Annotated in this window: 24 protein-coding genes, 1 tRNA gene and 1 pseudogene; 22 read left to right on the top strand and 4 right to left on the bottom strand. The window is 59.3% G+C overall.

The window, feature by feature from the left end; genetic code table 11:
- The 4 genes and pseudogenes from ACB032_RS14275 to ACB032_RS14260 form a co-directional block, all read left to right on the top strand.
- Positions 1–619: pseudogene (locus tag ACB032_RS14275) on the top strand (type VI secretion system tip protein VgrG); the annotation flags it as partial.
- Position 620: 1 nt separating this feature from the next.
- Entirely contained in the window at positions 621–1,346 is a 726-nt protein-coding gene (locus ACB032_RS14270) for a DUF4123 domain-containing protein (RefSeq protein WP_236360837.1), read from the top strand.
- Complete coding sequence (locus tag ACB032_RS14265; RefSeq protein ID WP_236360838.1) at positions 1,343–1,858, top strand: hypothetical protein; 516 nt, start codon at positions 1,343–1,345, stop codon at positions 1,856–1,858. Before ACB032_RS14270 ends, ACB032_RS14265 begins: the two co-directional genes overlap by 4 nt.
- Positions 1,859–1,860: 2 nt before the next feature.
- Positions 1,861–3,564 (top strand): hypothetical protein, encoded by a 1,704-nt coding sequence (locus ACB032_RS14260; protein WP_371138156.1) that lies wholly within the window; start codon positions 1,861–1,863, stop codon positions 3,562–3,564.
- Positions 3,565–3,867: 303 nt separating this feature from the next.
- On the opposite strand, the gene ACB032_RS14255 is transcribed toward ACB032_RS14260, so the two are convergent.
- From ACB032_RS14255 to fdhD, 3 genes are all read right to left on the bottom strand, one after another.
- A complete protein-coding gene (locus tag ACB032_RS14255; RefSeq protein WP_371138155.1) occupies positions 3,868–5,220 on the bottom strand; it encodes a tyrosine-type recombinase/integrase in 1,353 nt (450 codons plus the stop codon).
- 316 nt (positions 5,221–5,536) lie between these two features.
- Complete coding sequence (locus tag ACB032_RS14250; RefSeq protein ID WP_371138154.1) at positions 5,537–7,825, bottom strand: FdhF/YdeP family oxidoreductase; 2,289 nt, start codon at positions 7,823–7,825, stop codon at positions 5,537–5,539.
- Positions 7,812–8,618 (bottom strand): formate dehydrogenase accessory sulfurtransferase FdhD, encoded by an 807-nt coding sequence (gene fdhD, locus ACB032_RS14245; RefSeq protein WP_371138153.1) that lies wholly within the window; start codon positions 8,616–8,618, stop codon positions 7,812–7,814. Before fdhD ends, ACB032_RS14250 begins: the two co-directional genes overlap by 14 nt.
- A 148-nt stretch (positions 8,619–8,766) precedes the next feature.
- Here fdhD and ACB032_RS14240 point away from each other — a divergent pair, with 148 nt between their 5' ends.
- The 17 genes from ACB032_RS14240 to ACB032_RS14160 all read left to right on the top strand — a co-directional run bounded on the left by ACB032_RS14240 (position 8,767) and on the right by ACB032_RS14160 (position 23,739).
- A complete protein-coding gene (locus ACB032_RS14240) occupies positions 8,767–9,681 on the top strand; it encodes a LysR family transcriptional regulator (protein WP_124250946.1) in 915 nt (304 codons plus the stop codon).
- A 412-nt stretch (positions 9,682–10,093) separates the two neighbouring features.
- Positions 10,094–10,666 carry a TetR/AcrR family transcriptional regulator gene (locus ACB032_RS14235; RefSeq protein WP_324002836.1) on the top strand — a complete coding sequence of 191 codons (573 nt, stop codon included), beginning with the start codon at positions 10,094–10,096 and terminating at the stop codon, positions 10,664–10,666.
- A 21-nt stretch (positions 10,667–10,687) separates the two neighbouring features.
- Positions 10,688–11,497, top strand: a complete 810-nt coding sequence (locus tag ACB032_RS14230; RefSeq protein WP_011705246.1) for a winged helix-turn-helix domain-containing protein — start codon at positions 10,688–10,690, stop codon at positions 11,495–11,497.
- Positions 11,497–12,012 (top strand): FidL-like protein, encoded by a 516-nt coding sequence (locus ACB032_RS14225; RefSeq protein WP_017408465.1) that lies wholly within the window; start codon positions 11,497–11,499, stop codon positions 12,010–12,012. The genes ACB032_RS14230 and ACB032_RS14225 overlap by 1 nt, the downstream gene beginning before the upstream one ends.
- A gap of 721 nt (positions 12,013–12,733) precedes the next feature.
- Positions 12,734–13,012 carry a BMC domain-containing protein gene (locus tag ACB032_RS14220; protein ID WP_010634659.1) on the top strand — a complete coding sequence of 93 codons (279 nt, stop codon included), beginning with the start codon at positions 12,734–12,736 and terminating at the stop codon, positions 13,010–13,012.
- Between the two features lie 16 nt (positions 13,013–13,028).
- Entirely contained in the window at positions 13,029–13,313 is a 285-nt protein-coding gene (locus ACB032_RS14215; RefSeq protein WP_011705244.1) for a BMC domain-containing protein, read from the top strand.
- Between the two features lie 14 nt (positions 13,314–13,327).
- Entirely contained in the window at positions 13,328–13,606 is a 279-nt protein-coding gene (locus ACB032_RS14210; protein ID WP_002442217.1) for a BMC domain-containing protein, read from the top strand.
- Between the two features lie 53 nt (positions 13,607–13,659).
- Positions 13,660–15,246 carry an acetaldehyde dehydrogenase (acetylating) gene (locus ACB032_RS14205; protein WP_371138152.1) on the top strand — a complete coding sequence of 529 codons (1,587 nt, stop codon included), beginning with the start codon at positions 13,660–13,662 and terminating at the stop codon, positions 15,244–15,246.
- Between the two features lie 26 nt (positions 15,247–15,272).
- The gene (locus ACB032_RS14200) at positions 15,273–15,530 is read left to right on the top strand and encodes a EutN/CcmL family microcompartment protein (protein ID WP_010634663.1); all 258 of its coding nucleotides are present in this window, start codon (positions 15,273–15,275) and stop codon (positions 15,528–15,530) included.
- A 15-nt stretch (positions 15,531–15,545) separates the two neighbouring features.
- Positions 15,546–16,700, top strand: coding sequence for a 1-propanol dehydrogenase PduQ (locus ACB032_RS14195; RefSeq protein WP_371138151.1), 1,155 nt, complete (start codon positions 15,546–15,548; stop codon positions 16,698–16,700).
- A 25-nt stretch (positions 16,701–16,725) separates the two neighbouring features.
- The gene (gene cutC, locus ACB032_RS14190) at positions 16,726–20,112 is read left to right on the top strand and encodes a choline trimethylamine-lyase (RefSeq protein WP_371138150.1); all 3,387 of its coding nucleotides are present in this window, start codon (positions 16,726–16,728) and stop codon (positions 20,110–20,112) included.
- A 113-nt stretch (positions 20,113–20,225) separates the two neighbouring features.
- On the top strand, positions 20,226–21,173 hold the full coding sequence (gene cutD / locus ACB032_RS14185) for a choline TMA-lyase-activating enzyme (RefSeq protein WP_371138149.1): 948 nt from the start codon (positions 20,226–20,228) through the stop codon (positions 21,171–21,173).
- 12 nt (positions 21,174–21,185) lie between these two features.
- The gene (locus tag ACB032_RS14180; protein ID WP_371138148.1) at positions 21,186–21,638 is read left to right on the top strand and encodes a BMC domain-containing protein; all 453 of its coding nucleotides are present in this window, start codon (positions 21,186–21,188) and stop codon (positions 21,636–21,638) included.
- Complete coding sequence (locus tag ACB032_RS14175) at positions 21,635–22,255, top strand: phosphate propanoyltransferase (protein ID WP_371138147.1); 621 nt, start codon at positions 21,635–21,637, stop codon at positions 22,253–22,255. The genes ACB032_RS14180 and ACB032_RS14175 overlap by 4 nt, the downstream gene beginning before the upstream one ends.
- An 11-nt stretch (positions 22,256–22,266) precedes the next feature.
- Complete coding sequence (locus tag ACB032_RS14170; protein WP_371138146.1) at positions 22,267–22,959, top strand: hypothetical protein; 693 nt, start codon at positions 22,267–22,269, stop codon at positions 22,957–22,959.
- Between the two features lie 19 nt (positions 22,960–22,978).
- A complete protein-coding gene (locus tag ACB032_RS14165; protein WP_016350021.1) occupies positions 22,979–23,392 on the top strand; it encodes a multidrug efflux SMR transporter in 414 nt (137 codons plus the stop codon).
- 17 nt (positions 23,393–23,409) lie between these two features.
- Entirely contained in the window at positions 23,410–23,739 is a 330-nt protein-coding gene (locus tag ACB032_RS14160; RefSeq protein ID WP_011705235.1) for a multidrug efflux SMR transporter, read from the top strand.
- A 107-nt stretch (positions 23,740–23,846) separates the two neighbouring features.
- On the opposite strand, the gene ACB032_RS14155 is transcribed toward ACB032_RS14160, so the two are convergent.
- A tRNA-Ser gene (locus ACB032_RS14155) sits at positions 23,847–23,936 on the bottom strand.
- 421 nt (positions 23,937–24,357) lie between these two features.
- Here ACB032_RS14155 and ACB032_RS14150 point away from each other — a divergent pair.
- Positions 24,358–25,275, top strand: coding sequence for a L,D-transpeptidase family protein (locus ACB032_RS14150; protein ID WP_371138145.1), 918 nt, complete (start codon positions 24,358–24,360; stop codon positions 25,273–25,275).
- Positions 25,276–25,299: the final 24 nt, after the last annotated feature.

Genomic DNA, 25,299 nt, shown 5'->3' with positions numbered 1-25,299 from the left:
GTCCCACCAAGGCGAGGGTTTCAACGAGCTGCGCTTCGAAGACCAGGCGGCACAGGAAGAGATTTATATCCACGGTCAGAAAGACCTGAACGTGCTTATCGAGAATGATGCGGCGTGGCATATCAAGCACGACGAGCACCGCAATATCGACAACGAGCGGGTGACCCGCATCAAGGCCAACGACCACCTGACGGTGGAGGGCGAGAAGCGCGACCACATCAAGGCGGACTACTCCCTCACAGTCGATGCTTCCCTGCACCAGAAGCTGGCCCAGTCACTGCTGGTTGAAGCCGGGCAAGAGGTGCACCTGAAATCCGGTAACAAGATTGTGCTGGAGGCCGGTGCAGAGCTGACTCTCAAGGTCGGCAGCAGCTTTGTGAAGGTTGACCCCAGTGGGGTGACGCTGGTTGGTCCCAGTATCAAGATGAACTCTGGCGGTAGTCCGGGTTCTGGCTCTGGCTGGGCTGGAAAAGTGCCGAGTCTGCCCGGTGCGGTAGAGGTCGTAGCCTCACCCAAGCCACCGCTGTTTAAGGCTATGCCACCCCTTGAAAAGCCGGTCTGTATTCCTTGCATGCTGAGAGCCATGGCTCAGGGCGATGCTGTGGTGAAGGGAGAGTAAGATGCTACCTGAATCAATCTGGCGTGGAGGAAAGACGGTAGCACTTCTCGAAGCGGCCCATCTCAATGCCGAGCAACGAGAGAGGCTGAGTGAGGGGCGTTTTTTGCCACTCTATCTGCACGACGACTTGTTTGATCTGGTCAATCTTGGCCCTTGGCTCTGGCAGTGCTCACAACAAGATGAAGGCTTGCTTGCCGAACTCGCCGAGCAAGGGCATGTTGTTGGGCTGATTGACAGCGAGCGACCTGTAGAGGCACTGCAAGAGCAGTTGGCTCTGGGAGCAAGAGTGATAGAGCCGGGTGGCAAGTACAGTATGCTGCTGCGGTTCTATACCCCTGATGCCTTGCCGTTGCTGCTTGACCAGCAGGGTACCCCCTGGCTTGGTGGTCTTTTTGGTGGCATCAATCGTTGGTGGCTGCGGGAGTGCGATGGCAACTGGCGTGAACTCGTCTTGTCTATCCCCCCGACAGAACCAGAGCTGGTACAGCTGACCCCGGTACTCTATCAGGCGCTGGAGGGCTCACCGCAAGCCCATCGCCTGCTGGCTCTCTGGCAGTCTGGGGAGAACATCGCTCAGTTTCCGCCTTGTGAGCGGATGGCCATGGCGCGTAAGGCACTCGACAAGGCCAAGCAGGCAGGGGCAACCGACGCTCAGTTAATGCTCTGGGGATTGGCCTATCTGGAAGGTGGGCGTTCTGCCCTGGAAGAACAAAAGAGACAAGCATGACAGTAGAAAGAAGCCTGACACGATTTATTTCCACGATGGCCACGGCTGCGTGGGACTTGATGCCCCGCTGGGGACGCTGGCTGAGTGCCATTGTGCTGCTGCTTTGGCTGGGATGGACGTTTCTGTTGCAGGAGCGACATGGCGGAGCCGCTATCGTGGTCATGTCGGTGATGGATCGCCCCATCAGTTACGTCTATGTCAATGGCAAAATGGGCAGCAACACATTTGCGTTTGATGGATTCGGTGCGGGCGGGGGCGGTAGTGCTGGCCCCTATCGGATCGACGGCGATACGGTGAAGATCGACTGGGAACTCGATATGACCGAAGAGCAAGAAAAAGCAGGCTACCAATTTGAAAAACACTCGGTCACTTTGCCCATGCCCAAACGGGAAAAGGGGCAGGATGATTTCTGTGTATTGATGCTGCCTGACAATACCCCGATGATTCGTTGGGCCCATAGCTGCCCTGTTGAGCTGGATAGTATTGTTGATACCTATCGGACGAGGAAATAGTGATGGTGGATAGGGATGACCAGAAGTGCCGTATTGATCGAGAAGAGAGCCTTCATCAGGCGGGGATCGGCACCTGCTCGCTGGCGTTGCAAATAGCTTTCTTCTTCGATGGCACCAAGCGGAATATCTACACAGATGAAGAGAGCCAGCGGCTGACCAATGTGGGACGTCTGTTTCGAGCCCATCCGGATGAAATCAAGGCTCCACTCACCTCGTCCTATTCATACGCCAAGGTTTACATTCCAGGCTTGGGCACAGAGCTCAACGATACGACCTCTGAGCAACTGGACAGCATTCTGGATGCAAGGCAGAAGGCGTTGGCTGGCGATTACCTTGACGATTTGAAAGGTCAGGCTAAAGAAACTGTGGTCGAGGCCGTCAAGGGGGATTGGAGCAAGGTTCTGACCAATAAGCTCGGCGACATGCTGACCCTGAAGAGCGGTTTCGAGGCATCAGTCTCAGCGGCCAAAAATGCGGCCAAACGAGCACTGGTCGAAGCGGTAGCTCCCATCCGGGATAACCCGTTGGTCGCTGACCTGCTGATGACCGGAGTGGACGCCAGGGTCGACTTTGCCAAGAACCGCTTCAAAAAGAACGTGTCTGCTTCCAAAGAACTGAACCAGCTTCCCATCAAGTTGATCCAGGTATCGGTCTTCGGGGCCGATCTGGGGGCAGCGCTGGCTCGCCGCTTTATCGAGGAGCTGCTGGAGTCAGTCTGTACCAAGGTGGGCAACGAGTACCGCTACGAGGAGAGCAAGGTCGAGGTGATCTTCGCTGGCCTCTTCGACAGCTCACGGCGTAGCCTGCTCGATATGGGAGATACAGTTGCTGAGGTGTCTGACTGGGCCGGTCTGTTGACCAAAAATCCGGCTGGCGTGCCGTTAGGCGTGGTAGCGGGTGCCAAGGTGATCGACTATAACAAGCCCCTTCACCCAGCCGTCAAGCGAGCTCTGCATCTGGTGGCAGCCCATGAACGTCGTGACTATCGCCCACTGCTCCCCCTTGGGCCGCTCAAGCCAGGTTGGCGGGAGGAGCTCAGCCCAGGCATCAGCGAAGATGTTACTGGGGGCTTACTGCCCAACGAACAGCGGCCCAGTGCCGAGCTTTGCCGAGTGCCACTTAGAAAGATGTTTGATACCGCTCGTCGGGCTCAGGTGCCTTTCCCCAACTTTCGTACTTTGGAAAAAACATCCCGCAAAGTGGCGAGCTACTTCGTTATGCTAGACAACTTGGCGGGACAATCAGTGCAGGATTTCTGCAACTATTATCAGAAGTGGGTCGGAAGGAGCGACCCCACTCCAGCTGGGTTTGAGATGCACATGACCGGTTACTGTATCTGGCTCGGAGAGAAGCTGCATGACTACCGGGCTCGCCTGAAAGTGGCCAGAGGTCGTGATCGCGATGAACTCAAGGAGCGTTGGGGTTGGCTTGAGCAAGTAGGAAAGGATGCCGATGACATCGTGGTGTGGCAGCGTTACAACAGCAAGACCGTACAAGCGGCCAAGCGAGTGAAATTCTTCAATGAGTCAATGCGAGTTCCGCCAGCGGTTGACGCGTTCTTCAACTACTTCATGCATGACTTCAGCTCGAAGGAGCTCAAGCACGCCACGCTCGACGCTCAGGCCAACACCATGCTCAGCAGCAACAACTTCTTCGTTCCCCGTGGCATTGAGACGGTGGAAGCTAATGAGGAAGCAGCAGCGTGAAGCAGTACCAAAACTGGTTGGCCCAGTACCTGATTTTTCGTCGTGATAACGACCATGCTATGGCCGCAGAATTGGCACAGAGCATCTGTGCTTTCTGGCACACCAGAGGCGATAAGGTTGAGTATTCCTAGTGGCATAAGATCACTTACAGCAAGCCACCTGACAGGCAAGGCTAATGGCCAGGGAAGGCGCCGCATCAGCTTTGTGCCTATCAGGTGGCTGCGTAGCGTATCGGGCTAAACGGGCTCATAGAAGGAAGCGGCCGATGGCCGCTTCCTTCTTAGGTCTGATCGAGCTGAAAACTCATCGTTTACCGAATGTCCCTTGGATTACGTTCCCCATAACATCAGGTGATTTTTCTACTTCATGTTTGGCTATTTGATGTTTCACAATATCCCCCCACCGAAGAAATAAACTCCTCAGTTTTTCAGGGTTACGTAAAGCGCCCGCCTGATAAGTCCGCAGGAGTTTGTCACTGATCTGGTGGTTCAGCATATGCTCTATCTCTAGAGGTCCTGCACCAAGTTCAATACCACAGCAATTTGCAACACTGCGCCGCAGGTCGTGTACGCTGAAAGGCTCAAGTTCAGCCAGCTTACGCTTCTGTAGCCGGTCAAGGGCACGCATAAGTGCGTCACCTGTGATGGCATGACCTAGTTTTGTCGTCGATTCGAACACATACGGGCAGTTAGAAGAGGTGATCATTCGTTGTTCCGCAATGATTTCCTGAGCCAAAGGCGACAAGGTCACCACGTGCGGACGCCCATTTTTGGTTTCCGGAATCGTCCAGCGATCACCATCCAAGTGTGCCCACTGCATCGATATGACTTCACCTCGACGAACCGCGCTTAATATGACGATTTTAATTGCATTGGCGACACTTCCAGAAAGAACAGAAGTTGCAGCAATGCCACGGCCACCAGCAGCTAAAGCTCCACCACCTCCAACCCCCTCCCCCAATGCATGCCACAAGGCTCGTAATTCAGAGATTGGTAGCCATCGCTCTCGAGGTGGATTGGGGGTCGCATTGTAAACTTTGGGTTTAAGCGCCAACGTGGGGCTCATCTCGATAAGCTGCCGTCGCATAGCCTCTTCCATCACCTGGTTCATTATGCCCATTGCTTTGCGAAGTCCTTCCAGAGAGACCTTCTGTAGCTTCTGATAGTGATGGTGGAGGACAGCCATGGTGATATCGCAAATGCGATATTTACCAAGGGCCTTTTGCAAGTGTGTTTGATAAATTCGACGATAGTCAGTGACTGTCCGAAGGCTAATTTCAGATCGAATCCCATCACGGCGTTTTACGCTGGCTTTGTGGCTAAGCCATTGCTCAAACAGTTCATCAAGCACGAGCATCTGTTCGTTCTTTTGTTTAGCCTCTACAACAACCTGACGAGGATCGATGCCCTGTTTTACTTGCCCCACCGCAATACAATGTCTCTCACGAGCCTGAGCAAGCCCCATCGCAGGGTATAGCCCAAGGACCATGGTTTGCTGCTTGCCCAATAGCCTAAATCTATACACGAAGCGCTTTTGCTTACCGGCCCTAACTTCGAGTGATAACCCGTTACCATGTTTAGAGCTGATAGCAAATCGGGTTGCGGTCGCCCCTTCTTTAAGTTCTGCTGCCGCGACTTGTCGATCTTGAGAAATCATCCTAAAACCTCGTATTGGGGTACCACATTTGGCATCGTATAGGGTGCATGCTGTTGGACAAGAGTGAACAATGAAAACAAATAACACATTGAATATAAATGAAATGTTTTTTGAGAGAGAGTTATTAAGACAGGATTGAACGTGAGTTTATTGACTTCGTAATGCGAAGGTCGGGGGTTCGACTCCTCTTACCGGCACCAATCACGCAAACAACAACGCCGCATATCTTATGCGGCGTTGTTGTTTATAGGATGTGCGGGCTCTGCTGCATTGGGCTGGCAGGCTTGAACCGGCTCAAGCCTGCAAACCTCTCAGCTCATAGCAGCAACAGATTGTCCTGCCGAGTGGAGGCGGTCACCAGCACCGGGATGGACTTTGAGGTGGGGGTAAACGAGCCCGCCCCTATGCTGTCGATGGGCACCAGCGGGTTGGTTTCCGGATAGTAGGCCGCGATGTTGCCACGCGGGATCTCGTAGATCACCACCACAAACCCCGTCACGCAGCGCTCGCGCCCATCGTTGCAGATGGCCGCCATGTCGACCCGATCCCCTTCGGCAAAGCCAAGCTGGCGAGCATCCGCCTCGTTCATGAACACCACGTTGCGCTGGCCCTTGATGCCACGATAGCGGTCATCCATGCCGTAGATGGTGGTGTTGTACTGATCGTGAGAACGCAGGCTCTGCAGCAGCAACACCGGCTGATCCACCATCTGCTCGGCATGGCGGGTACACTCCGGCAACACCGATTGCGGCAGGGTGCTGGCACGAAACTCGGCACTGCCGCTGGCGGTATTCCAGGTCAGTTGCGCCGCGGAGTTGTCCAGATGAAAGCCGCACGGCTGCTGGATGCGCGCATTGAAATCGGTGAAACCGGCGATGGTCTGTTCGATGAGATCACGAATGCGCCCATAGTCATCGCGCAGGGCGAGCCAGTCGACCCGCTCGCAACCCACGGTAGCGTGAGCCATCCGCGCCACTATGTCGGTCTCTGACAAGCAGAGCGGCGACACCGGCTCGGCTGCACCGGTCGAGGCGTGCACCATGCTGAAGGTGTCCTCCACCGTGATCTTCTGGTTGCCGCTGCGCTGGATATCGAGCTCGGTACGGCCGAGACAGGGCAGGATCAGCGCCGCCTTGCCCACCTGCAGATGGCTGCGATTGAGCTTGGTGCTGATCTGCACATTGAGCTCGGCTTTTTTCATCGCCCCGTAGGTGAAGTCGGTATCGGGCGCCGCTGCCGCCAGGTTACCGCCCAAACAGATGAGCACCTTGCTCTTGCCCTCGTCCAGCGCCTTGAGCGCTTCGTAAACATTGTGACCGCGGGCCCGTGGCAGGCTTACCTGCAGGTGACGCTCGAGCCGGTCGATAAAGGCGGCGGTCGGCTTTTCGTTGATCCCCATGGTGCGGTTGCCCTGCACGTTGCTGTGGCCCCGCACCGGACAGAGCCCCGCCCCCGGCTGGCCAATCTGGCCGCGCATCAGGTGCAGGTTGACGATTTCGCGGATAGTATCGACCGAGTGCAAATGCTGGGTCACCCCCATGGCCCAGCAGCTGATGATGCGCTGGCTGGCGGCAAATACTCGAGCAGCCTGCACGATGTCGGCGCGAGTCAGGCCGGACTGCTGCTCGATCGCCGCCCAGTCGGTGGCACGCACCTGCGCCTCGTACTCGGCAAAATGGCGGGTGTGGCGGGCGATAAAGTCGCGATCCACCGCCTCTGGCGCCTCTTCCAGGATGTACTTGGCCATGCCACGGATGGCGGCCATGTCGCCCCCCAGTTTCGGCGTCAGGTACTGGTGGCTGATGGTGGTGGCCGCCGGAGTCAGCAGCTCGAGCGGGCTCTGCGGGCTGGCGAAGCGCTCCAGCGCCACCTCTTTCAAGTTGTTGAAGCTGACGATCTTGCAGCCGCCGCGCGCCGCCTGGCGCAAGGCATTCATCATGCGCGGGTGGTTGGTACCCGGATTCTGGCCATAGACGAACACCGCATCGGCCTGGTCGAAGTCATCCAGCACCACAGTCCCCTTGCCGATGCCGACCGACTGGCTCAGCGCTACCCCGCTCGCCTCATGGCACATGTTGGAGCAGTCGGGGAAGTTGTTGGTGCCAAACAGGCGGCCAAACAGCTGATAAAGATAAGAAGCCTCGTTGCTGGCACGCCCCGAGGTGTAGAACTCCACCTCGTCCGGGCTATTCAGCCCCTTGAGGGTGTCGGCGATCAGGGCGAAGGCGTCGTCCCAGCTTACCGGCTCGTAGTGGTCGGTCGCCGGGTTGTAGCGCATCGGCTCGGTCAGCCGCCCCTGATACTCGAGCCAGTAGTCGCTCTGGGTAGCCAGCTGGCGCACCGAGTGGGCGGCGAAGAACTCGGCCCCCACCGTCTTGCCGGTGGATTCCCAGGCCACCGCCTTGGCGCCGTTTTCACAAAACTGGAAGGTACCGTGGTCGTTGTCACCCCAGGCACAGCCCGGGCAGTCGAAGCCGTCGGTCTGGTTGACCCGCAACAGGTTCTTGATGTTCTGACGGGTCTTCTGGCTGCGCAGCACCTGTTTCATGGTGGATTGCAGGGACGAAAAACCGCCGGCTTTGGCGGGCTTTTCAATATGACTCATGGCACTCTCCGATGGGATCCGCCGGGCGATAGCTCGAATAGCTGACCGGGGCATCAAACTTGGGAATATGAACGACGTTGAGGTTGTATTTGAGGGCCAGCCTGACCGCCAGCTGGCTGGGCGATGCCAGACAGATAAGATGACGGGCGCCGAAGCGGGCGGCTTTTTGCACCAGCTCGCTGCCACAGCGGCTGGTCACCACCAGGGTGTCGCACGCACTTTGCTGACGCAGCAGCAGGCCGATCAGCTTGTCGAGGGCATTGTGGCGCCCGATATCTTCCCGGCAGTACAGGATCCGGCCCTCGGCATCCAGCGCCAGCGCCGCATGCAGGGCGCCATGCTGCTGCCCCTTGAGCTGCCACTGGGCGATCTGCGCACGCAGCCCCGCCAGCAAGGCCCCATCCAGCGGCGGCGTCAGCGGCAACACCGGCAGTGCGGGCAGCGCCTGCTCCACCGCCGCCACGCCGCAGATGCCGCAACCGGTCGCCCCGGTCAGCCGGCGTTTGTGCCGGGCCAGAGCAGCCAGGGAACGGTTGGCAATGGTGATGTCGAGCACAACCCCCTGCTCGGCTGGCGCAATCTGGATGTCGTGGACCTCGTGGTTGTACCGGATGATCCCCTCCCCAAACAGAAAGCCGACGGCAAAGTCATCGAGATCGTCCGGGGTCGCCATCATCACCGCATGGTTGATGCCATTGATGTTGATGGCGACGGCTACTTCCTCCACCAGATGATCCAGTGAAGGCGAGGCAGGCAAATTGACGGGGATGTCGACGGGCGTGTAGGCAGGCATGCAGGTTGGCCTAAAAATGCAAACTGCATTCAAGTTTAGAGAGGCGGCAGACGCAAAACCAATGAAATAAATCTATATGGCAATAGAATTGTTCTATTGACGGCGTTTTTTCAATTGATTAATTTTTAGATTCATCCCCGCCTCCCGAATGATCATGAACATCAAGCAGCTGCACTATTTCCACGAACTGGCCAAACACCAGCATTTTGCCAGGGCGGCCAAGGCCTGCCACATCACCCAGCCGACCCTCTCAGCCAGCATCACGGCGCTGGAGAAGAACCTCGGCACCGATCTGGTGGTGCGTACCAGCCAGTTCGTCGCCCTCACCGAAGCGGGTGAGCTGGTGCGCCAGTATGCCGAGCGGATGCTGCTGGAGCAGGAAGCGCTCAAGCAGGAGCTGGCGCTGTTTCATGGCGAACTCTCCGGCACCCTGCGCATCGGCATAGTGCCCCAGTCCAATGTCGACATCATGCCGCTCATCGCCCGCTGCAAGCAGCGCTACCCCGACATCGTCATCCGTCTCTCGGTGCTCAGCAACGAAGCCCTGCTGTCACAGCTGGAGCTGCACCAGTGCGATATCGGGCTGGGGTTTGACGAGCCGCTCACCGGCGCCGCCAGACAGACCTTCCACCTCTACCCCCAGGGGCACAACCAGATGGCGGTGCTGATGAACCGCGACGAGGCGGATCAGCGCCTCCCCGGCGATGAGCTGACCCTGACGGCACTGCAGCAGCGGCCGCTGGTACTGCCCAGCCGCACCATGCAGTTTCGCAAGTATCTGGACCGCGCCGCCGAGCGGGCCGGCATCCGGCTTGACGTGGTGCTGGAGACCGACTCCCTGTTTCACCTGGTGAGTGCCGTGCGCCACCGGCTGGGTTGGGCCATCGTCAGTGCCGGCCTCGCCCGATCCGCCAGCAAGCTCTCGGATCTGGTCTGCCTGCCGCTGGCGCCGCAACGCGACATCGGCCACACCGCCTTCATCACCCGCCAGCACAGCATCACCCCCGCCATGCGCGCCTTCCTCGAGCTGGTGCAAGAGGCAGACGCCCCCCTTGAAAAATAAGGTGACGCCAACAGGCACACTTTTTTATATTTCTGCCATGACCAAAGGTGGCAGAAATATATACCTTCCCACTAAAAAACAACCGCAACGTGGTTAACAACAAGAGATAAACACTCAGAAAAATGATTGCTGCAACGAGGTAAATAAATGACAACTTAATCCCTATCCAGACTCCTTGAAATAGTTATTCCTCATTGAAAATGACTTTAACCAGGAGATAGAAATGTAGTGATTCACTGACAAATTAAGTTCTCAAACAAATCCAGGAAAAATATTCAAAGCGACTCTTTCACCTTTATTTAAAGGTTATTTGTGAAGCACCACACAATAACGACTTTTCCTCCCGTCCCCCATTTCCTCATATTGATGGCGATCAAGAATGAACATACCGTCTGGTCGGTATGATTGGGCCATGAACATAGAAATCCAACATAGAAAAAAAGACCCTGTACGTCTTTATCGACAACTGCTGGAGTCGGCCGCCACCATCGCCGGCCGGGACGGTATCGCCGCCCTGTCGTTGAACGCCGTTGCCTATGAGGCCGGGGTGAGCAAGGGGGGCTTGCTGCACCACTTCCCCAACAAGCAGGCGCTGATCTTTGCCCTGTTTGCGCGTCTGCTGGCCATCATGGAAGAGGCCATCTCAGCACTGATGGCGGCAGACAAGACTGCCTACGGTCGCTTTACCCGTGCTTACCTGCACTATCTTTCTGCTCCTGAATTGACGGACACTCAGGAGAGCCGCCAGCTGATGGTGCTCTCGCTGGCCATGCCGGATGAACCGGTGCTGCGACAATGCTGGCGTGACTGGATGCTGGCGCATCTGGCGCAAGGGGATGAGCTGGATAATGGCCATATCGGCACCCTGGTACGTTATGCCGCAGACGGCATCTGGCTATCGGAATTGACCGAAGGGCGCACCATGAGCACCGAGCACCGTCAGGCGCTGGTCAAGACCCTGCATAATATGACACTCCCCACGTGAAGCGGATGGATTGAGGCCGAGATGCGCTACCACATCAATGCCCGCTTCATTTATGACGCGACCGATGGTTCCCTGACTCAGCGGGAAAGCGTTGAGCCGGACAGCCAATTATCCATCACCGCCAATGCGCTGTTTTATTTTTTCTTGCGAAATACCGGGATAGTCAGCCGGGAGGAAGTGCTTAAAAAAGTCTGGGACGATAACGGATTAACCTCATCGAACAGCAACCTCAACCAATACCTGAGCATATTGCGCAAGGCTTTTCGTCACTACGATATCGACAATATCATCATCACGGTGTCGCGCGGTTATTTGCAGCTCAATCCCGAGGTCATTATCGAGCCTATTGAGCATGTGCCCGCACCGTCCATTGAAATAGTGCCTTCGCCCTCCACGGTGGCCGCAGCCGAGCCGGCATTCGACCCTGCCGAATGGCCACTTCCCCTCACCCCCCGTTCACGCGGCATCTGCTGGTACATCGCGGGGGGCTGCATGCTCGCGTTTGCCCTCATGCTGCTGGCATTTGGTCTCTTGAATGGCCGTGAGCCGCGCCCCGTCACCCTGACCGGGATCCCCAACAGCCAGTGCGAATTGCTGGCCAGCGACGAGATGCTGCGCTCGGTCAGCGCCACGACCTACGGTGAGCATTTCGAGCAGGTGCGCCAGCGTTTGAACATCAGCTGCAAACCCGGCGAGCGTTTTCTGTTTTTCTACGGGGACAGACTGGAAACCAACGGCCTGGGCCGGGTATTTCTGGCCCACTGCGCCATGCACGAAGACAACCCGTTCAGCTATTGCGACAACTATTTCTACTACTCCTGGAAGCCGTGATGAGACTTGCGCCGCGTCCCTTCTTTCTCTTCTCCTGCACCCTGTTCCTCGCCGCGGCACTCTATGCCTGCTACCAGCTACCCAGCGAAAATGATGGCGTCATGAGCTGCGCCACCAAAGGCATCATGCGCTTTGAGGACATGAACAAAGAGAACGTCAACGGCAACATCCACTTCAATTTCGGCCGCCAGGGGAAAGGCTCCATGGTGGTTGAAGGCTATACCGATTCGGCCGCGGGCTGGCTCTACCTCCAGCGCTACGTCACGTTTACCTACAGCAGCAACCGGGTCTCCGCCACCGAGCGTCAGTACCGCATCAACAAATGGGAAGCGAGCGCCTCCTCCATCGATCAATCGCCGGACGTCATCTTCGACTACTTCATGCGCGAGATGTCCGACAGTCACGATGGGCTGTTTCTGAGTGCCCAGCGGCTCAATCAGCAGGCCATACTGCTGAGCTCCATCAACTCGCCGCTCTGGATCTGCACCCTCAAATCCGGCAGCGAACTGAACTAGTCCCGGCAATACGGCAGATGCCCGACCCAAGCGTCGATGACGCACACATATCGCCCGGCCCCCGCAACCTGACCCGCGCAAGCCCCTGATGACTCAGCCCTGATGCGGCCTGTCCGCCTGTTTGCCCTGAAGGCAATGCCGTGGTGACTGCCTGCCCCCCTTCCCCCGACTGCACAGCCGTGCCGACAAAAAGCCCCTTGCGCATCACCAGGCAGGACCGCTTCCCGCTACTTTTCCAGCCCGCCCCATTCACTCTCGCGCCGGCATCCACATGACTCGCGCCCCGCTCTCAATGCAACCCCCCCCGTCTGACCCGCCGTCACCGCCCTTATCTCGCCTTCCCGTCACACACCGCTCGGTTTTTACATTTAGCATCGCCGGCAAAATATGAGCTCCGCCACAGTTAGCAGCCGGCCAAATTACCTCTCGGCCCCCATTACCCAACAACTCATTAACATCGACCAACGATCTTTTCCCGGGCCTGAATTCGGCCTTATGCAAGGTGAAAACAGCCTCGTGGTCGCAGCATAAATAGATAAATACGGCTTATAAAAATCATAAATACAGAACAACAAACTAAATATCTCAATTTTACAGATTCAAATTCCACAAATGCCGTCAGTACCTATAGTGGCGATTGAACGCCGCAACCGTGGCTCAACGCCGTGACACGGACGGAGTTCCTTAACCACACCACACAATCTGTTCTGAGGAGATCACCATGGGTGACGCATTGGGGCTTATCGAAACCAAAGGTCTGGTGGCCTGCATTGAAGCCGCGGATGCCATGTGCAAATCCGCCAACGTGGAGCTGATCAGCTATGAAAACATCGGCTCCGGCCTGGTCACCGTCATGGTGAAGGGGGATGTCGGCGCGGTGAAAGCGGCGGTGGATTCCGGCGTGGAGTCGGCACAGCGCATCGGTGAAGTGGTGACCTCGCTGGTCATCGCCCGTCCGCACAACGACATCAACAAAATCGTCATTAAACACAAGGCTTGAGGCCGGGAGATCGCAAATGGGTGATGCATTGGGTTTGATTGAAACCAAGGGCCTGGTGGCCTGCATTGAAGCGGCGGATGCCATGTGCAAAGCCGCCAACGTCGAGCTGATCGGCTATGAGAACGTCGGCTCTGGCCTGGTCACCGCCATGGTGAAAGGCGACGTGGGAGCCGTGAAAGCCGCGGTGGACTCCGGCGTGGAATCCGCACAGCGCATCGGTGAAGTGGTGACCTCGCTGGTCATCGCCCGTCCGCACAACGACATCAGCAAGATTGTCGCCCACTACAAAATTGCCGAATAACGGGAGAGAACATGATGAAAGAAGCGCTTGGTCTGATTGAGACCAAAGGCCTGGTGGCCTGCATCGAAGCGGCGGATGCCATGTGCAAGGCCGCCAACGTCGAGCTGATCGGCTATGAGAACGTCGGCTCTGGCCTGGTCACCGCCATGGTGAAAGGCGACGTCGGCGCGGTCAATGCGGCAGTGGATTCCGGTGTGGAAGCGGCGAAACGTATTGGCGAAGTGGTCACCTCTCGCGTCATCGCACGCCCGCACAACGACATCGAAAAAATCGCGGCGCAGCACAAGGCATGACCTGAGAGGGCACGCCCCGCCCGCACTTTTTTAGTCTGATGAAGGATAGATTCATGATTGAACTCGATACCGATTTGCTCTCCCGCCAGAACGCGAGAGAACTGGTGCGCAACGCCAAACAGGCGCAGGTGATTATGGCCACCTTTTCGCAGCAGAAAATCGACGCCATCGTGAAGAACGTGGCCGAAGAAGCCGCGCGCCATGCCGAAACGCTGGCGAAAATGGCCGCAGAAGAGACCGGTTTTGGCAACTGGCAAGACAAGGTGCTGAAAAACCGGTTCGCTTCGCTGCACGTTTACGATGCCATCAAAGAGATGAAGACCGTCGGGATCATTCATGACGATCAGGCGAAAAAAGTGATGGACGTGGGCGTGCCGCTGGGCGTGATCTGCGCGCTGGTACCCTCCACCAACCCGACCTCCACCATCTTCTACAAAACCCTGATCGCCCTCAAGGCGGGCAATGCCATCATCTTCTCGCCGCACCCGGGCGCACGCCAGTGCAGCTGGAAAGCCATCGAAATCGTCAAGCGCGCCGCCGAAGCCGCCGGTGCCCCGGCGGGCATCGTGGACGGCGTCACCCAGCTGACCCTGGAGGCCACCTCCGAACTGATGCACAGCAAGGACGTGTCGCTGATCCTGGCAACCGGTGGCGAAGGCATGGTGCGCGCGGCCTATGCCTCCGGCACCCCGACCATCAGCGGCGGCCCGGGCAACGGCCCGGCCTTTATCGAGCGCAGCGCCGACATTCATCAGGCGGTGAAGGACATCATCACCAGCAAGACCTTCGACAACGGCGTGATCTGCGCCTCCGAACAGTCGATCATCGTCGAACGCTGCATCTACGACGAGGTTCATCGCGAGCTGGCTGCCCAGGGCGCCTACTTCATGAACGAGGACGAAGCCGCCAAGATGGCCGCCCTGCTGCTGCGCCCGAACGGCACCATCAACCCGAAAGTGGTGGGCAAGACGGCGCTCCATCTCAGCCAGCTGGCCGGTTTCAGCGTCCCCCCCAGCACCCGCGTGCTGGTGGCCGAGCAGACCACCGTCTCCCACAGCAATCCTTACTCCCGTGAAAAGCTCTGCCCGGTGCTCGGCCTCTACGTGGAAGAGGAGTGGCGCGCCGCCTGTCATCGGGTGGTCGAGCTGCTGACCAACGAAGGGCTGGGCCACACCCTGGTGATCCATACCCGCAATCAGGACGTGATCCGCCAGTTCAGCCTGGAAAAACCGGTCAACCGGATCCTGATCAACACCCCGGCCGCCCTCGGCGGCATCGGTGCCACCACCAACCTCACGCCGGCACTCACCCTCGGCTGCGGCGCCGTCGGCGGCGGTTCCAGCTCCGACAACGTCGGCCCCATGAACCTGCTCAATATCCGCAAGGTGGGTTATGGCGTGCGCACCATCGAAGAGCTGCGCGCCCCCATCCAGCCGGTTGCAGTGCAGCCCGCCAGCGCCGCTCCGGCCACGCCCCAGCCCTGCAGCATCCTCGACGATGCCCGCTTCAGTGCCCCGGCGCCGGCCTGCCACAGCGCCGACGACCGCTTTGCCGGCGCCAGCACCGAGGTCGGCGGCGAGATCAGCGAGCAGAACGTGGAGCGGGTCATCCGTCAGGTGCTTGAGCGCCTTGGCAAGTAACCCATTGAGATAAGGCGATAAGAACCATGATTCTCGCAAAGGTAACCGGACATGTGGTCGCCACCCAGAAGTGCGATGAGCTGCGTGGCAGCAACCTGCTGCTCATCACCCAGCTGGACGATCAGCAGCAACCGATGAAGGACCGCTCCTGGGTCGCCGTCGACAGTGTCGGCGCAGGCATGCACGACGTCGTACTGGCCGAGGAGTACCTCGCGCTCAACAGAGACCGCTACAAGGCCATGTCGGTGGTCGCCATTGTCGAGAAGGTGTTTCGGGACGCTTGAGGAGTGAATGACCCAATGAGTGAATTTTTGCTGAAACCCCGGATCCGCTTCGGTCAGGACGCCCTGTCCGCCCTGGCCGAAGTGCCCGCCCGCCAGGCGCTGCTGGTCACCGATCAGATGATGGTGAAAGTTGGCCTGGCCGACCGGGTGACGCAGATCCTGCGCCAGCGCGGCATCCCGTTCCAGTGCTGGGACGATGTAGTGGCCGATCCGGACATCACCACGGTCGTGCGCGGCATGAAGCTCATGGACAGCTGCTATCCGGATCTGGTGATAGCGCTCGGCGGCGGCTCGGTGATTGATGCAGCCAAAGCGGTCATGTTCGCCCTGGCGCAAACCCGCCCGAACCTGGGGCGCAAGCGCCCCTGCTTCGTGGCCATCCCGACCACCAGCGGCACCGGTTCGGAAGTGACCAGCTTCTCGGTGGTCAAGGCCAGCAGCGAGAAGCTGGTGCTGGTCGACCCGTCATTGCTGCCGGATATCGCCATTCTCGATCCGTCGCTGGTGGCATCGGTACCGCCTGCCATCACCGCCGACACCGGGATGGACGTGCTATGCCACGCGCTGGAGGCCTATGTCTCCCGGGCGGCCAGCGACTTTTCCGACGCATTGGCGGAGAAGGTGGTGCAGCAGGTCTTTCGCTACCTGCCCGCCTGCTGGCGCGACGGCCACGATCTGCTGGCGCGGGAGAAGATGCACAACGCCTCCTGCATGGCGGGCATGGCCTTCACCAACGCCTCGCTCGGCATCACCCACAGCCTGGCCCATGCCCTCGGCGGCGTATTCCGCGTCCCGCACGGGCGTGCCAACGCGCTCCTGATGGCGCAGGTCGTGGCATGGAACGCCGACCACGACGGGCAGTGCGATACCCAGGCCGCCCACAAGTATGCCCGTCTGGCCCACCTGCTGAACCTGCCCGCCCAGACGCCGCGCGAGGGAGTCAACAGCCTGCTGGTGGCCATCCAGGCACTCAAAGACGAGATGAAGATGCCCGCCGGCATTGGCGATACCGGCCTCCTCGCTGCCGATTTTGACCAGCGGCTGGCGGAGATGGTCAGCCAGGCGCTGCGCGACAACTGCACCCCGACCAACCCGCGCGCGCCGGATGTCCGGGCATTGACCGAACTCTATCGCAAGGCATGGTGCGGCACTCTCGCCGCCGGCCACTAAGAACAAGAACTGGAGAACCTACCTCATGGCACACTACAGCTTAACGCCGCGCGTCAACGTGCTGGCTGAACGTTTACTGGCGCACACCAGCACCCTGTGCACTGAACACGCCACGATTTTGAGCGGGCTGGATGGCGACATCGCGGGCATTCCTGCCGCCGTCAAACCGGCACGCCGCTTTTACGAGCTGATGCGCCAGCTGCCGCTGACCATCAGTGCCGACGAGCTGATTGTCGGCAACCAGACCCGCACCCCGCACGGCGCCATTTTCCACGACGAAAGTGCCGGGCAGCGCCCGTCTACCTTCCAGTTCCTGAATCTGAACAGCGCCATCGACTCCCCCGACTACAAGCTGGTGGTGGAGAAGGGCGTGCTGGCCATCAAGCAGCAGCTGGAAGAGAAAACCCGCGCACTGGGCAGCGCCGTCAGCCGCAGTGGCATGGACGAGGTCAACGGCTGCCGCGCCGCCATCCACGCCTGCGATGCCCTGATGGCACTGGCACAGAACCTGGCCAACAGCGCCGAAACCCTGGCCGCCGCCGAAACCAACCCGTTCCGCCAGGCCGAGCTGCGCGACAGCGCCGCCATTTTGCACCACGTACCGGCCCACCCGGCACGCAACTTCAAAGAGGCCTGCCAGTCGTTCTACCTGTTCCAGCTGGCGCTTCAACTCGACAACGGCAGCTATGCGGTCAACCCGGAGGGGGCCGACAAGGCGCTGCTGCCCTACTTCCAGCGCGACATCGCCAACGGCGCGCTGACCGAGCAACAGGCGTATGAAATCGTCGAGTGCCTGTGGTTCAAGCTGGCAGAGCTGAGCGAAGTGCGCGCCACCTGCGCCATCGACGGCTACCCCATGTTTGATGCCCTGCTGCACGGCGCCAGCCTGGAGCAGGCGAGCATCAACCCGCTCTCCGAGATGTTCCTCTGCGCCCAGCAAAACCTGAGCGCCCTCAAGCTGCCGGTTCGCCTCTTTCGCACAGTGCAGCACGTCTCTGCCGCCCCGTTCGCCGCCTGTGCCGATACGCCGGTGATGGAGGGGCTGACACCGCGCCTGCAGCGCCTGCGCAACCACTATCTGACCGTGCGCCCCAGCGTCTCCATCTACCGGGCGCTGGCCTTTACCGAGGCCGTCAAGGCCAACCCTGGCATGCCGACCATCTTGCTGCGGGCCAAAGCATTCCGTCACGCCTGTGAAACCGCCCCCATCCTTATCCAGAACGACGAGCTGATCGTCGGCCACCCGTGCGGCAAGCCGCGCGCCGGTGCCTTCTCGCCGGACATTGCCTGGCGCTGGGTACGCGACGAGCTCGATACCATGAGCACCCGTCCGCAAGATCCCTTTGAAATCAGTGAAGCGGACAAGAAAACCATCCGCGAAGAGATAGTGCCGTTCTGGGAAGGTCGCTCGCTGGACGAGATTTGCGAAGCGCAGTACCGGGAAGCCGGCGTCTGGGCCTTCAGCGGCGAGACCTTCGTCAGCGACCTCTCCTACCACCAGATCAACGGGGGCGGCGACACCTGCCCGGGCTACGACGTGCTGCTGTTCACCAAGGGGATGAACGGCATCAAGGCCGACGCCCAGGCCCATCTCGACCAGCTGAGCATGGAGAACCCGGACGACATCGATCGCATCTACTACTACAAGGCAGCGATAGAAACCTGTGAAGGGGTGGTCAACTACGCCCGCCGCATCGCGGCCCATGCCCGTGAACTGGCGGCCAAAGAGCAGGATGCCCAGCGCCGCGCCGAGCTGCTGACCATCGCCGAGGTGAACGAGAACGTGCCGGCCAACCCGCCCAAGACCCTGCAAGAAGCGCTGCAGAGCATCTGGACGGTGGAGTCGCTGTTCGAGATCGAGGAGAACCAGACCGGTCTGTCACTCGGTCGGGTCGACCAGTACTGCTACCCCATGTTCGAAGCGGATATCCGCGAGGGCCGCCTGACCCACGAAAGCGCGCTCGAGCTGATGCAGGCCTTCATCATCAAGTGTGCCGAGCTGATGTGGATGTCGAGCGAGCTGGGGGCGAAATACTTCGCCGGCTACCAGCCCTTCATCAACCTGACCGTGGGCGGCCAGAAGCGCAGCGGCGGCGATGCCTGCAACGATCTGACCTACCTCATCATGGATGCCGTGCGGTTCGTGAAGGTCTACCAGCCGTCACTGGCCTGCCGCATTCACAACCAGTCACCGCAGAAATACATGGAGAAGATCGTCGACGTCGTGAAGGCGGGGATGGGTTTCCCGGCTTGCCACTTCGACGACTCCCACATCAAGATGATGCTGCGCAAGGGCTTCGACTTTGAAGACGCCCGCGACTACTGCCTGATGGGCTGCGTCGAGCCGCAAAAGTCGGGGCGCATCTATCAGTGGACCTCCACCGGTTACACCCAGTGGCCCATCGCCATCGAGTTCGTGCTCAACCGTGGTCGCATGGTGCTGTTCGACAGCCATCAGGGGCTGGATACCGGCGAGCTGCGCGAGCTGCGCACCTTCGAGCAGTTCGATGCGGCGGTCAAACAGCAGATTGCCCATATCGTTCGCCTGTCGGCCATCGGCACCGTGATCAGCCAGCGCGTGCACCGCGACGTGGCGCCGAAACCGCTGATGTCACTGCTGGTGGAAGGCTGCATGGAGAAGGGCAAGGACGTCGCCGCCGGTGGCGCCGTGGTCAACCACGGGCCGGGCCTCATCTTCTCGGGGCTGGCGACCTATGTCGACTCCATGGCGGCAATCCGCAAGCTGGTGTTCGAGGAGCAGAGATACACACTCGAACAAATTCGCGATGCGCTGCTGGCCAACTTCGAAGGGTTCGAAGCGCTGCGCCGCGACTGCCTCAATGCGCCCAAGTACGGCAACGACGACAACTACGTCGACCAGTACGCGCTGGATATCACCGAGTGGACCGAGCGAGAGTGCCGCAAGTACAAGATGCTCTACTCCACCCTGAGCCACGGCACCCTCTCCATCTCCAACAACACCCCCATCGGCGAGCTGACCAACGCCACGCCGAACGGGCGCCTGGCCTGGATGCCGCTCTCCGACGGCATCAGCCCGACCCAGGGGGCGGACAAGCAGGGGCCGACGGCCATCATCAAGTCCGTCAGCAAGATTAACGTGGAGACCATGAACATCGGCATGGTGCATAACTTCAAGTTCCTCAAGGGGCTGCTGGATACCCAGGAGGGACGCCATGGCCTCATCACCTTGCTGCGCACCGCTTCCATCCTCGGCAATGGCCAGATGCAGTTCAGCTATGTCGACAACGAAGTGCTGAAAAAGGCGCAGCAGGAGCCGGAGAAGTACCGCGACCTCATCGTGCGCGTCGCCGGCTACAGCGCCTATTTCGTCGAGCTGTGCAAAGAGGTGCAGGACGAGATCATCAGCCGCACCGTGATTGAGAAGTTCTGATCGATGCGTTGATAACCCGTCTTTCTTAATCGCAAAAATAACCGGAAGTACTCCGCAATGGCAGGTCGCAAATAATGCGACTGCGGCCTGCCACATTCGGAGAGGAGGCAAGCGTGATCGCAAATAATGAATTAACCGGCCGCATATTCAATATCCAGAAATATTCGATATATGACGGCGATGGCATTCGCACGCTGGTTTTTTTCAAGGGCTGCAACCTTCGCTGTCCCTGGTGCGCCAACCCTGAAGGGCTCAGCAGCCAATTTCAGGTGATGTTTTCGCACGACAAATGCATCAACTGCGGTGACTGCGTGAATGTCTGTCCGGCCGGAGTCCATTACCGGGCCGAAGAGAACGGCAGCATGAAACACTTCGTCGATCGCAATAAGGATTGCATCGGCTGCCGCAAATGCGAAGAGGTCTGCACCCAGCATGCGCTGGACATCATGGGCAAGGATGTCACCGTCAGCGAGCTGATGGAGATCATCATGCAGGACTATGACTTTTACATCTCCTCCGGCGGTGGCGTCACCATCGGCGGCGGCGAGATGAGCCTGCAGACCGACTTTGCCGTCGCGCTGTTTAGCGAATGCAAGAAGATGATGATCAATACCGCCATCGAGACCCAGGGCACCACCTCGCTGGCCAATTACCAGCAGCTGGCGCCCGTCACCGATACCTTTTTGTTCGATATCAAGCAAATCAACAGCGAACAGCATAAGGCGATGCTGGGTATCGGCAATGAAGGTATTCGCCACAATCTGGAATGGCTGGTTGATTACGGTGCCAAGGTGATTGTGCGCATGCCGCTCATCCGTGGATATAACGATTCATGGGATGCCATTACCGGCGCCATCGAATATGTACAGAAATTGGCAAAGCGGGGAAATATTCTGCGGATCGACATGCTGCCGTACCACCAGCTGGGCCGCAAGAAATATGAGCGGCTGGATATGCCCTACCCGATTGCGCAGGACCCCTCTTACACGCCGGACGAATTGGATCGGCTGGAGGCCTTCTTTGCACAATTTGATTTCGATATTCGCTTGGTCCGCCATTAACAGGAGTCGACGATGAAAAGTTTGGGCGTAATTGAAACGCGAGGGTGGGTCGCCGCCATTCAGGCGGTGGACGCCGCCTGCAAAGCGGCAGGCGTCAGCTGCATCGGCTATCGCAAGGTGGGTTCCGGGCTGGTGAGTGTCTGCTTCGAAGGGGAGATCAGCGCCATCCACACCGCCATCGAGCGTGGCGCCGCGGTGGCCGCCACCATCGACCAGCAGGTCCATTCCCTGGTGATTGCCCGTCCGGAGCCAAGCGCGGTAGCGGCGCTCGGCAACCTCAAGGGCTACCCGCCGCGCGCATCGGCCAGCACCAAGAAGGAGATGACTACCGCAACAAGCGCTGTGCCGGCCCTGTCACCGGAAAGCAGTGCCGATGCCGAACCGGCCACTCCATCGACCAGCCAGCCAGCCGCGGACCAGGCGGAAGACCGACAGGGCGCGGCAAGAAAAGGGAAGAAAGCATGATCGATCCCCAGCTGCATCAAAAGATCGCCGCCCGTCTGAGCCTGGTCAGCCCGGCGATCCCGGTCGGCATCTCGAATCGCCACGTCCACCTGGCACAACAGGATGTGGAGGCCCTGTTCGGCAAGGGCTACACCCTGACGCCGCTCAAACCGCTGCGCCAGCCGGGCCAGTTTGCCGCCGAAGAGTGCGTCACCGTGGTCGGCCCCAAGGGCTCGCTGACCCGGGTACGGGTACTCGGCCCGACCCGGCCGGTTTCACAGCTGGAGATCTCCCGCGCCGACTGCTTCACCCTCGGCATCAAGGCACCGGTCCGTGAGTCAGGCCAGCTGGAAAATACCGGCAGCGCCCTGCTCATCGGCCCCGCCGGCCACGTGGAGTTGTGCTCCCAGGTGATCTGCGCCTGGCGCCATATCCACCTCTCGCCACAAGACGCTCGCCAGCTGAACGTGACCCACGGCCAGAAGGTGAGCGTGCGCAGCGACGGTGAGCGCCAGTTGACCTTCGATGAGGTGGTGGTGCGGGTGCGCGACGATTTTGCGCTGGAATTTCACATCGATACCGAAGAGGCCAACGCCGCCGGCTTGAAAAACGGCGCGCAGGTCAGGCTGCTCGGCTAACGGAGATCCCCATGACCGACCAACAGATTGAACGCCTGGTCGAACAGATGCTCAGGCGCCTGCAGCCGCCACTGCTGGTGATGGTGACCGCGGCCCAGGGCTATCGGCAGGCCATTCGAAACCGTCTGGCCGGCTGTGGGCAGCTCCTGCAGCTTGCGCTGGCAGCAGACATCGAGGATGGCGCGCTCTGGCAACCGCTGGGGGAGACAGTGCCGGCCAGCATCTGGCAACAGGCCCTGCCGCCCGCCCCCTATCGCGCGCTGGTGCTGCCCTTTCTCGACTACCCGCTGGCGATGGACCTGCTGAGCGGCTCGCTGCAAAGCCCCGTCGCCCGGCGGCTGCACGACGCCCTGCTGAGCGGCTTGCCGGTGCTGGCGCTGCGCTATCACTGCGATCCCGCCAGCGAGCTGAACCAGCTGCTGGGGGCGCAACCGGGCACGCCATACGCCGGGCACATGCAGGCGGCGCTCAGCCGTCTGGGCGAGATCGGTGTGGTGCTGTGCACCATGAATGAACTGCTGGAGAAGCTGGCTCCGGCGAACGACGCGGCTACTGTGCCGGCGGGCACGGCGCGCCGTTATCTCACGGTCAGCGATGTAGAGAAGGATCCGGCGCTGGCACAGACGGCCGAGGCCCAACTGACCGATGCCGCCATCGATTTTTTGAAAAGCAGAAGAAAAGAAAAACAACCTTACCTTAAATAACAAACCCGGAGTTTAACTTATGTCTTCAAAAACAAAATGTTGGCTATGGATGCTGCTGGTGATCGTGTCCGAAACCTCGGCCACCTCCACCCTCAAGATGTTTGGCAGCAGTGAAGGAACCACCAAGATGCTGTTGCTCGGTCTGCTCGTGCTGCTCTATTGCACCTGCTACTACTCCCTCTCCCGCGCGGTAAAAGACATTCCCGTTGGGCTTGCCTACGCCACCTGGTCCGGCACCGGCATTCTGGTGGTCTCCACGCTGGGGATGGCGTTTTACGGCCAGCACCCGGACACCGCCGCCATGATCGGCATGGCCGTCATCGCCAGCGGCATCGTCATCATGAACCTGTTCTCCAAGATGGGCAGCGAAGAGGGCAGCGATGCCTCCGCCGAGCCACTCACTCCCCCCATGAACAACAACATCGCCAACTGACAAAAAAGGAATGACCCATGTTTAATTTCGGATTTTTATGGCTGGCGCTCTCTATCGGCTCTGAAATCACCGGCACCTCGATGATCAAGAAGACCAACGGTTTCAGCAGACTGGGGCCATCCATACTGGTCGTCTGCGCCTACAGCCTGTGCTACTTCGCCCTCACCCGCGCCATGAGCACCATTCCGGTCGGGGTGGCCTATTCGCTCTGGTGCGGCTTCGGCATCGTCGGGGTCACCATCTGTTCGATGATCCTCTACAAGCAAAAACCGGATCTGCCCGCCATCCTGGCGATGGCGCTGATCATCTCGGGCGGGGTGATCATGAATGTCTTCTCCAGCATGTAACACCGTGACAAGACCCTGGTAGTGGCGCTCTGCCCCTGCCACCGGCATGCCGGCAAACGTGCAAATAGAGAAAGGCCCAAGCTGCTTGGCAGCTTGGGCCTTGAAGATGGCGGAGAGACAGGGATTCGAACCCTGGGTGGCATTGCTGCCACAATTGATTTCGAGTCAATCCCGTTCGGCCACTCCGGCATCTCTCCACGGGGCATCATTGTTACCGGAGCCGCCTCTGGAAATCAACTTGAATCTCTTTAAAGATCAAACAACTGCACATAAAACAAGCAGATGAACGCATGCCCGGTGGCGAGATGTTCTCTGCTATCGTGCCTGCTGTCGATGCAGCACTCACGCCGATACACTCCCCCTACACCGGTGCTGCCAGCGTTACTCACCACTCATCCCCTCTCCCACAACCCGCCAAGCATGCTGTTCATTGCAGGTTATGCTGCCTTGCATTAAAAACGGGCAAGAAACAGTCAAAATGATGGATTGCCATGTCGGGACCCGGCTGTAACCCTGGCCGGCCAAGCTGGCAATCGTCACCCGTTTGACTGACAATTTCCCCCTTTTACTCAAGGCGGTCGCCTCGCGGCCCCCTCATCTCAATCAGACAGGAAGTACATGTTCATAGCACGAACCCTCTCATTGCTGGCGCTGGCCGCCAGTCTGCTGACGGCTCCCGTCCTCGCCACCACCTATCCACTGCCCCCGGCTGGCAGCCGCCTGATCGGCGAACTGGAGGACTACATAGTCCAGCCAGATGAACATCTTGAGCTCATCGGCAAGCACACCCAGATTGGTTTTTTGGCGCTGCTCGAAGCCAATCCGGGGGTCGATCCCTATTTGCCCAAGCCGGGCACCCGGCTGACCCTGCCGACCCAGATGCTGCTGCCGGACGTGCCTCGCGAGGGCATCGTCATCAATCTGCCGGAGCTGCGCCTCTACTACTTCCCGAAAGGCAAAAGCGAGGTGATGGTGCTGCCCATCGGGATCGGTGACATAGGGCGGGAGACGCCGGAGATGACCACCACCGTGATCGCCAAGAATCCCAATCCGACCTGGGTGCCCGGCCCCATGGTGCGCAAGTCCTGGCTGGAGCAAAAGGGGATCACCCTGCCGGCGGTGGTGCCACCCGGTCCCGACAATCCCCTCGGCAAATTCGCCATGCGCCTCGGTTATGGCAAGCAGGACTACCTCATCCACGGCACCAACAAGGATTTTGGCGTCGGTCTGCGGGTCAGCGCCGGCTGCATTCGGTTGCGCCCCGACGACATCGAGGCCCTGTTCAAGATTGTCCCCATCAGCACTCAGGTGCGGGTCATCAACCAGCCGGTCAAAACCGCCATCGAGCCTGATGGCCGCCACTGGCTGGAAGTGCACTCCCCGCTCTCCCGTACCGAACTGGAGCTGGAGCAGGGCGCCCCGCTGATCCTCTCCCCTGAGGTGGAAGCCTTCATCGCCAAACCGGAAGTCGATGGTGACAAAGCCGCCAGCGTGCTAAACAGCAAGAACGGTATCCCCCGTCCCGTCAGCGGCTGATGGCCAACCATGTTCACGAGGATC

It is taken from the genome of Aeromonas sp. S5(2024) (assembly GCF_041403025.1).
In the GTDB taxonomy this organism is placed as follows: domain Bacteria; phylum Pseudomonadota; class Gammaproteobacteria; order Enterobacterales; family Aeromonadaceae; genus Aeromonas; species Aeromonas hydrophila.
The sequence above is the reverse complement of the archived record's forward strand: the minus strand, read 5'-3'. Positions and strand labels throughout refer to the sequence as shown.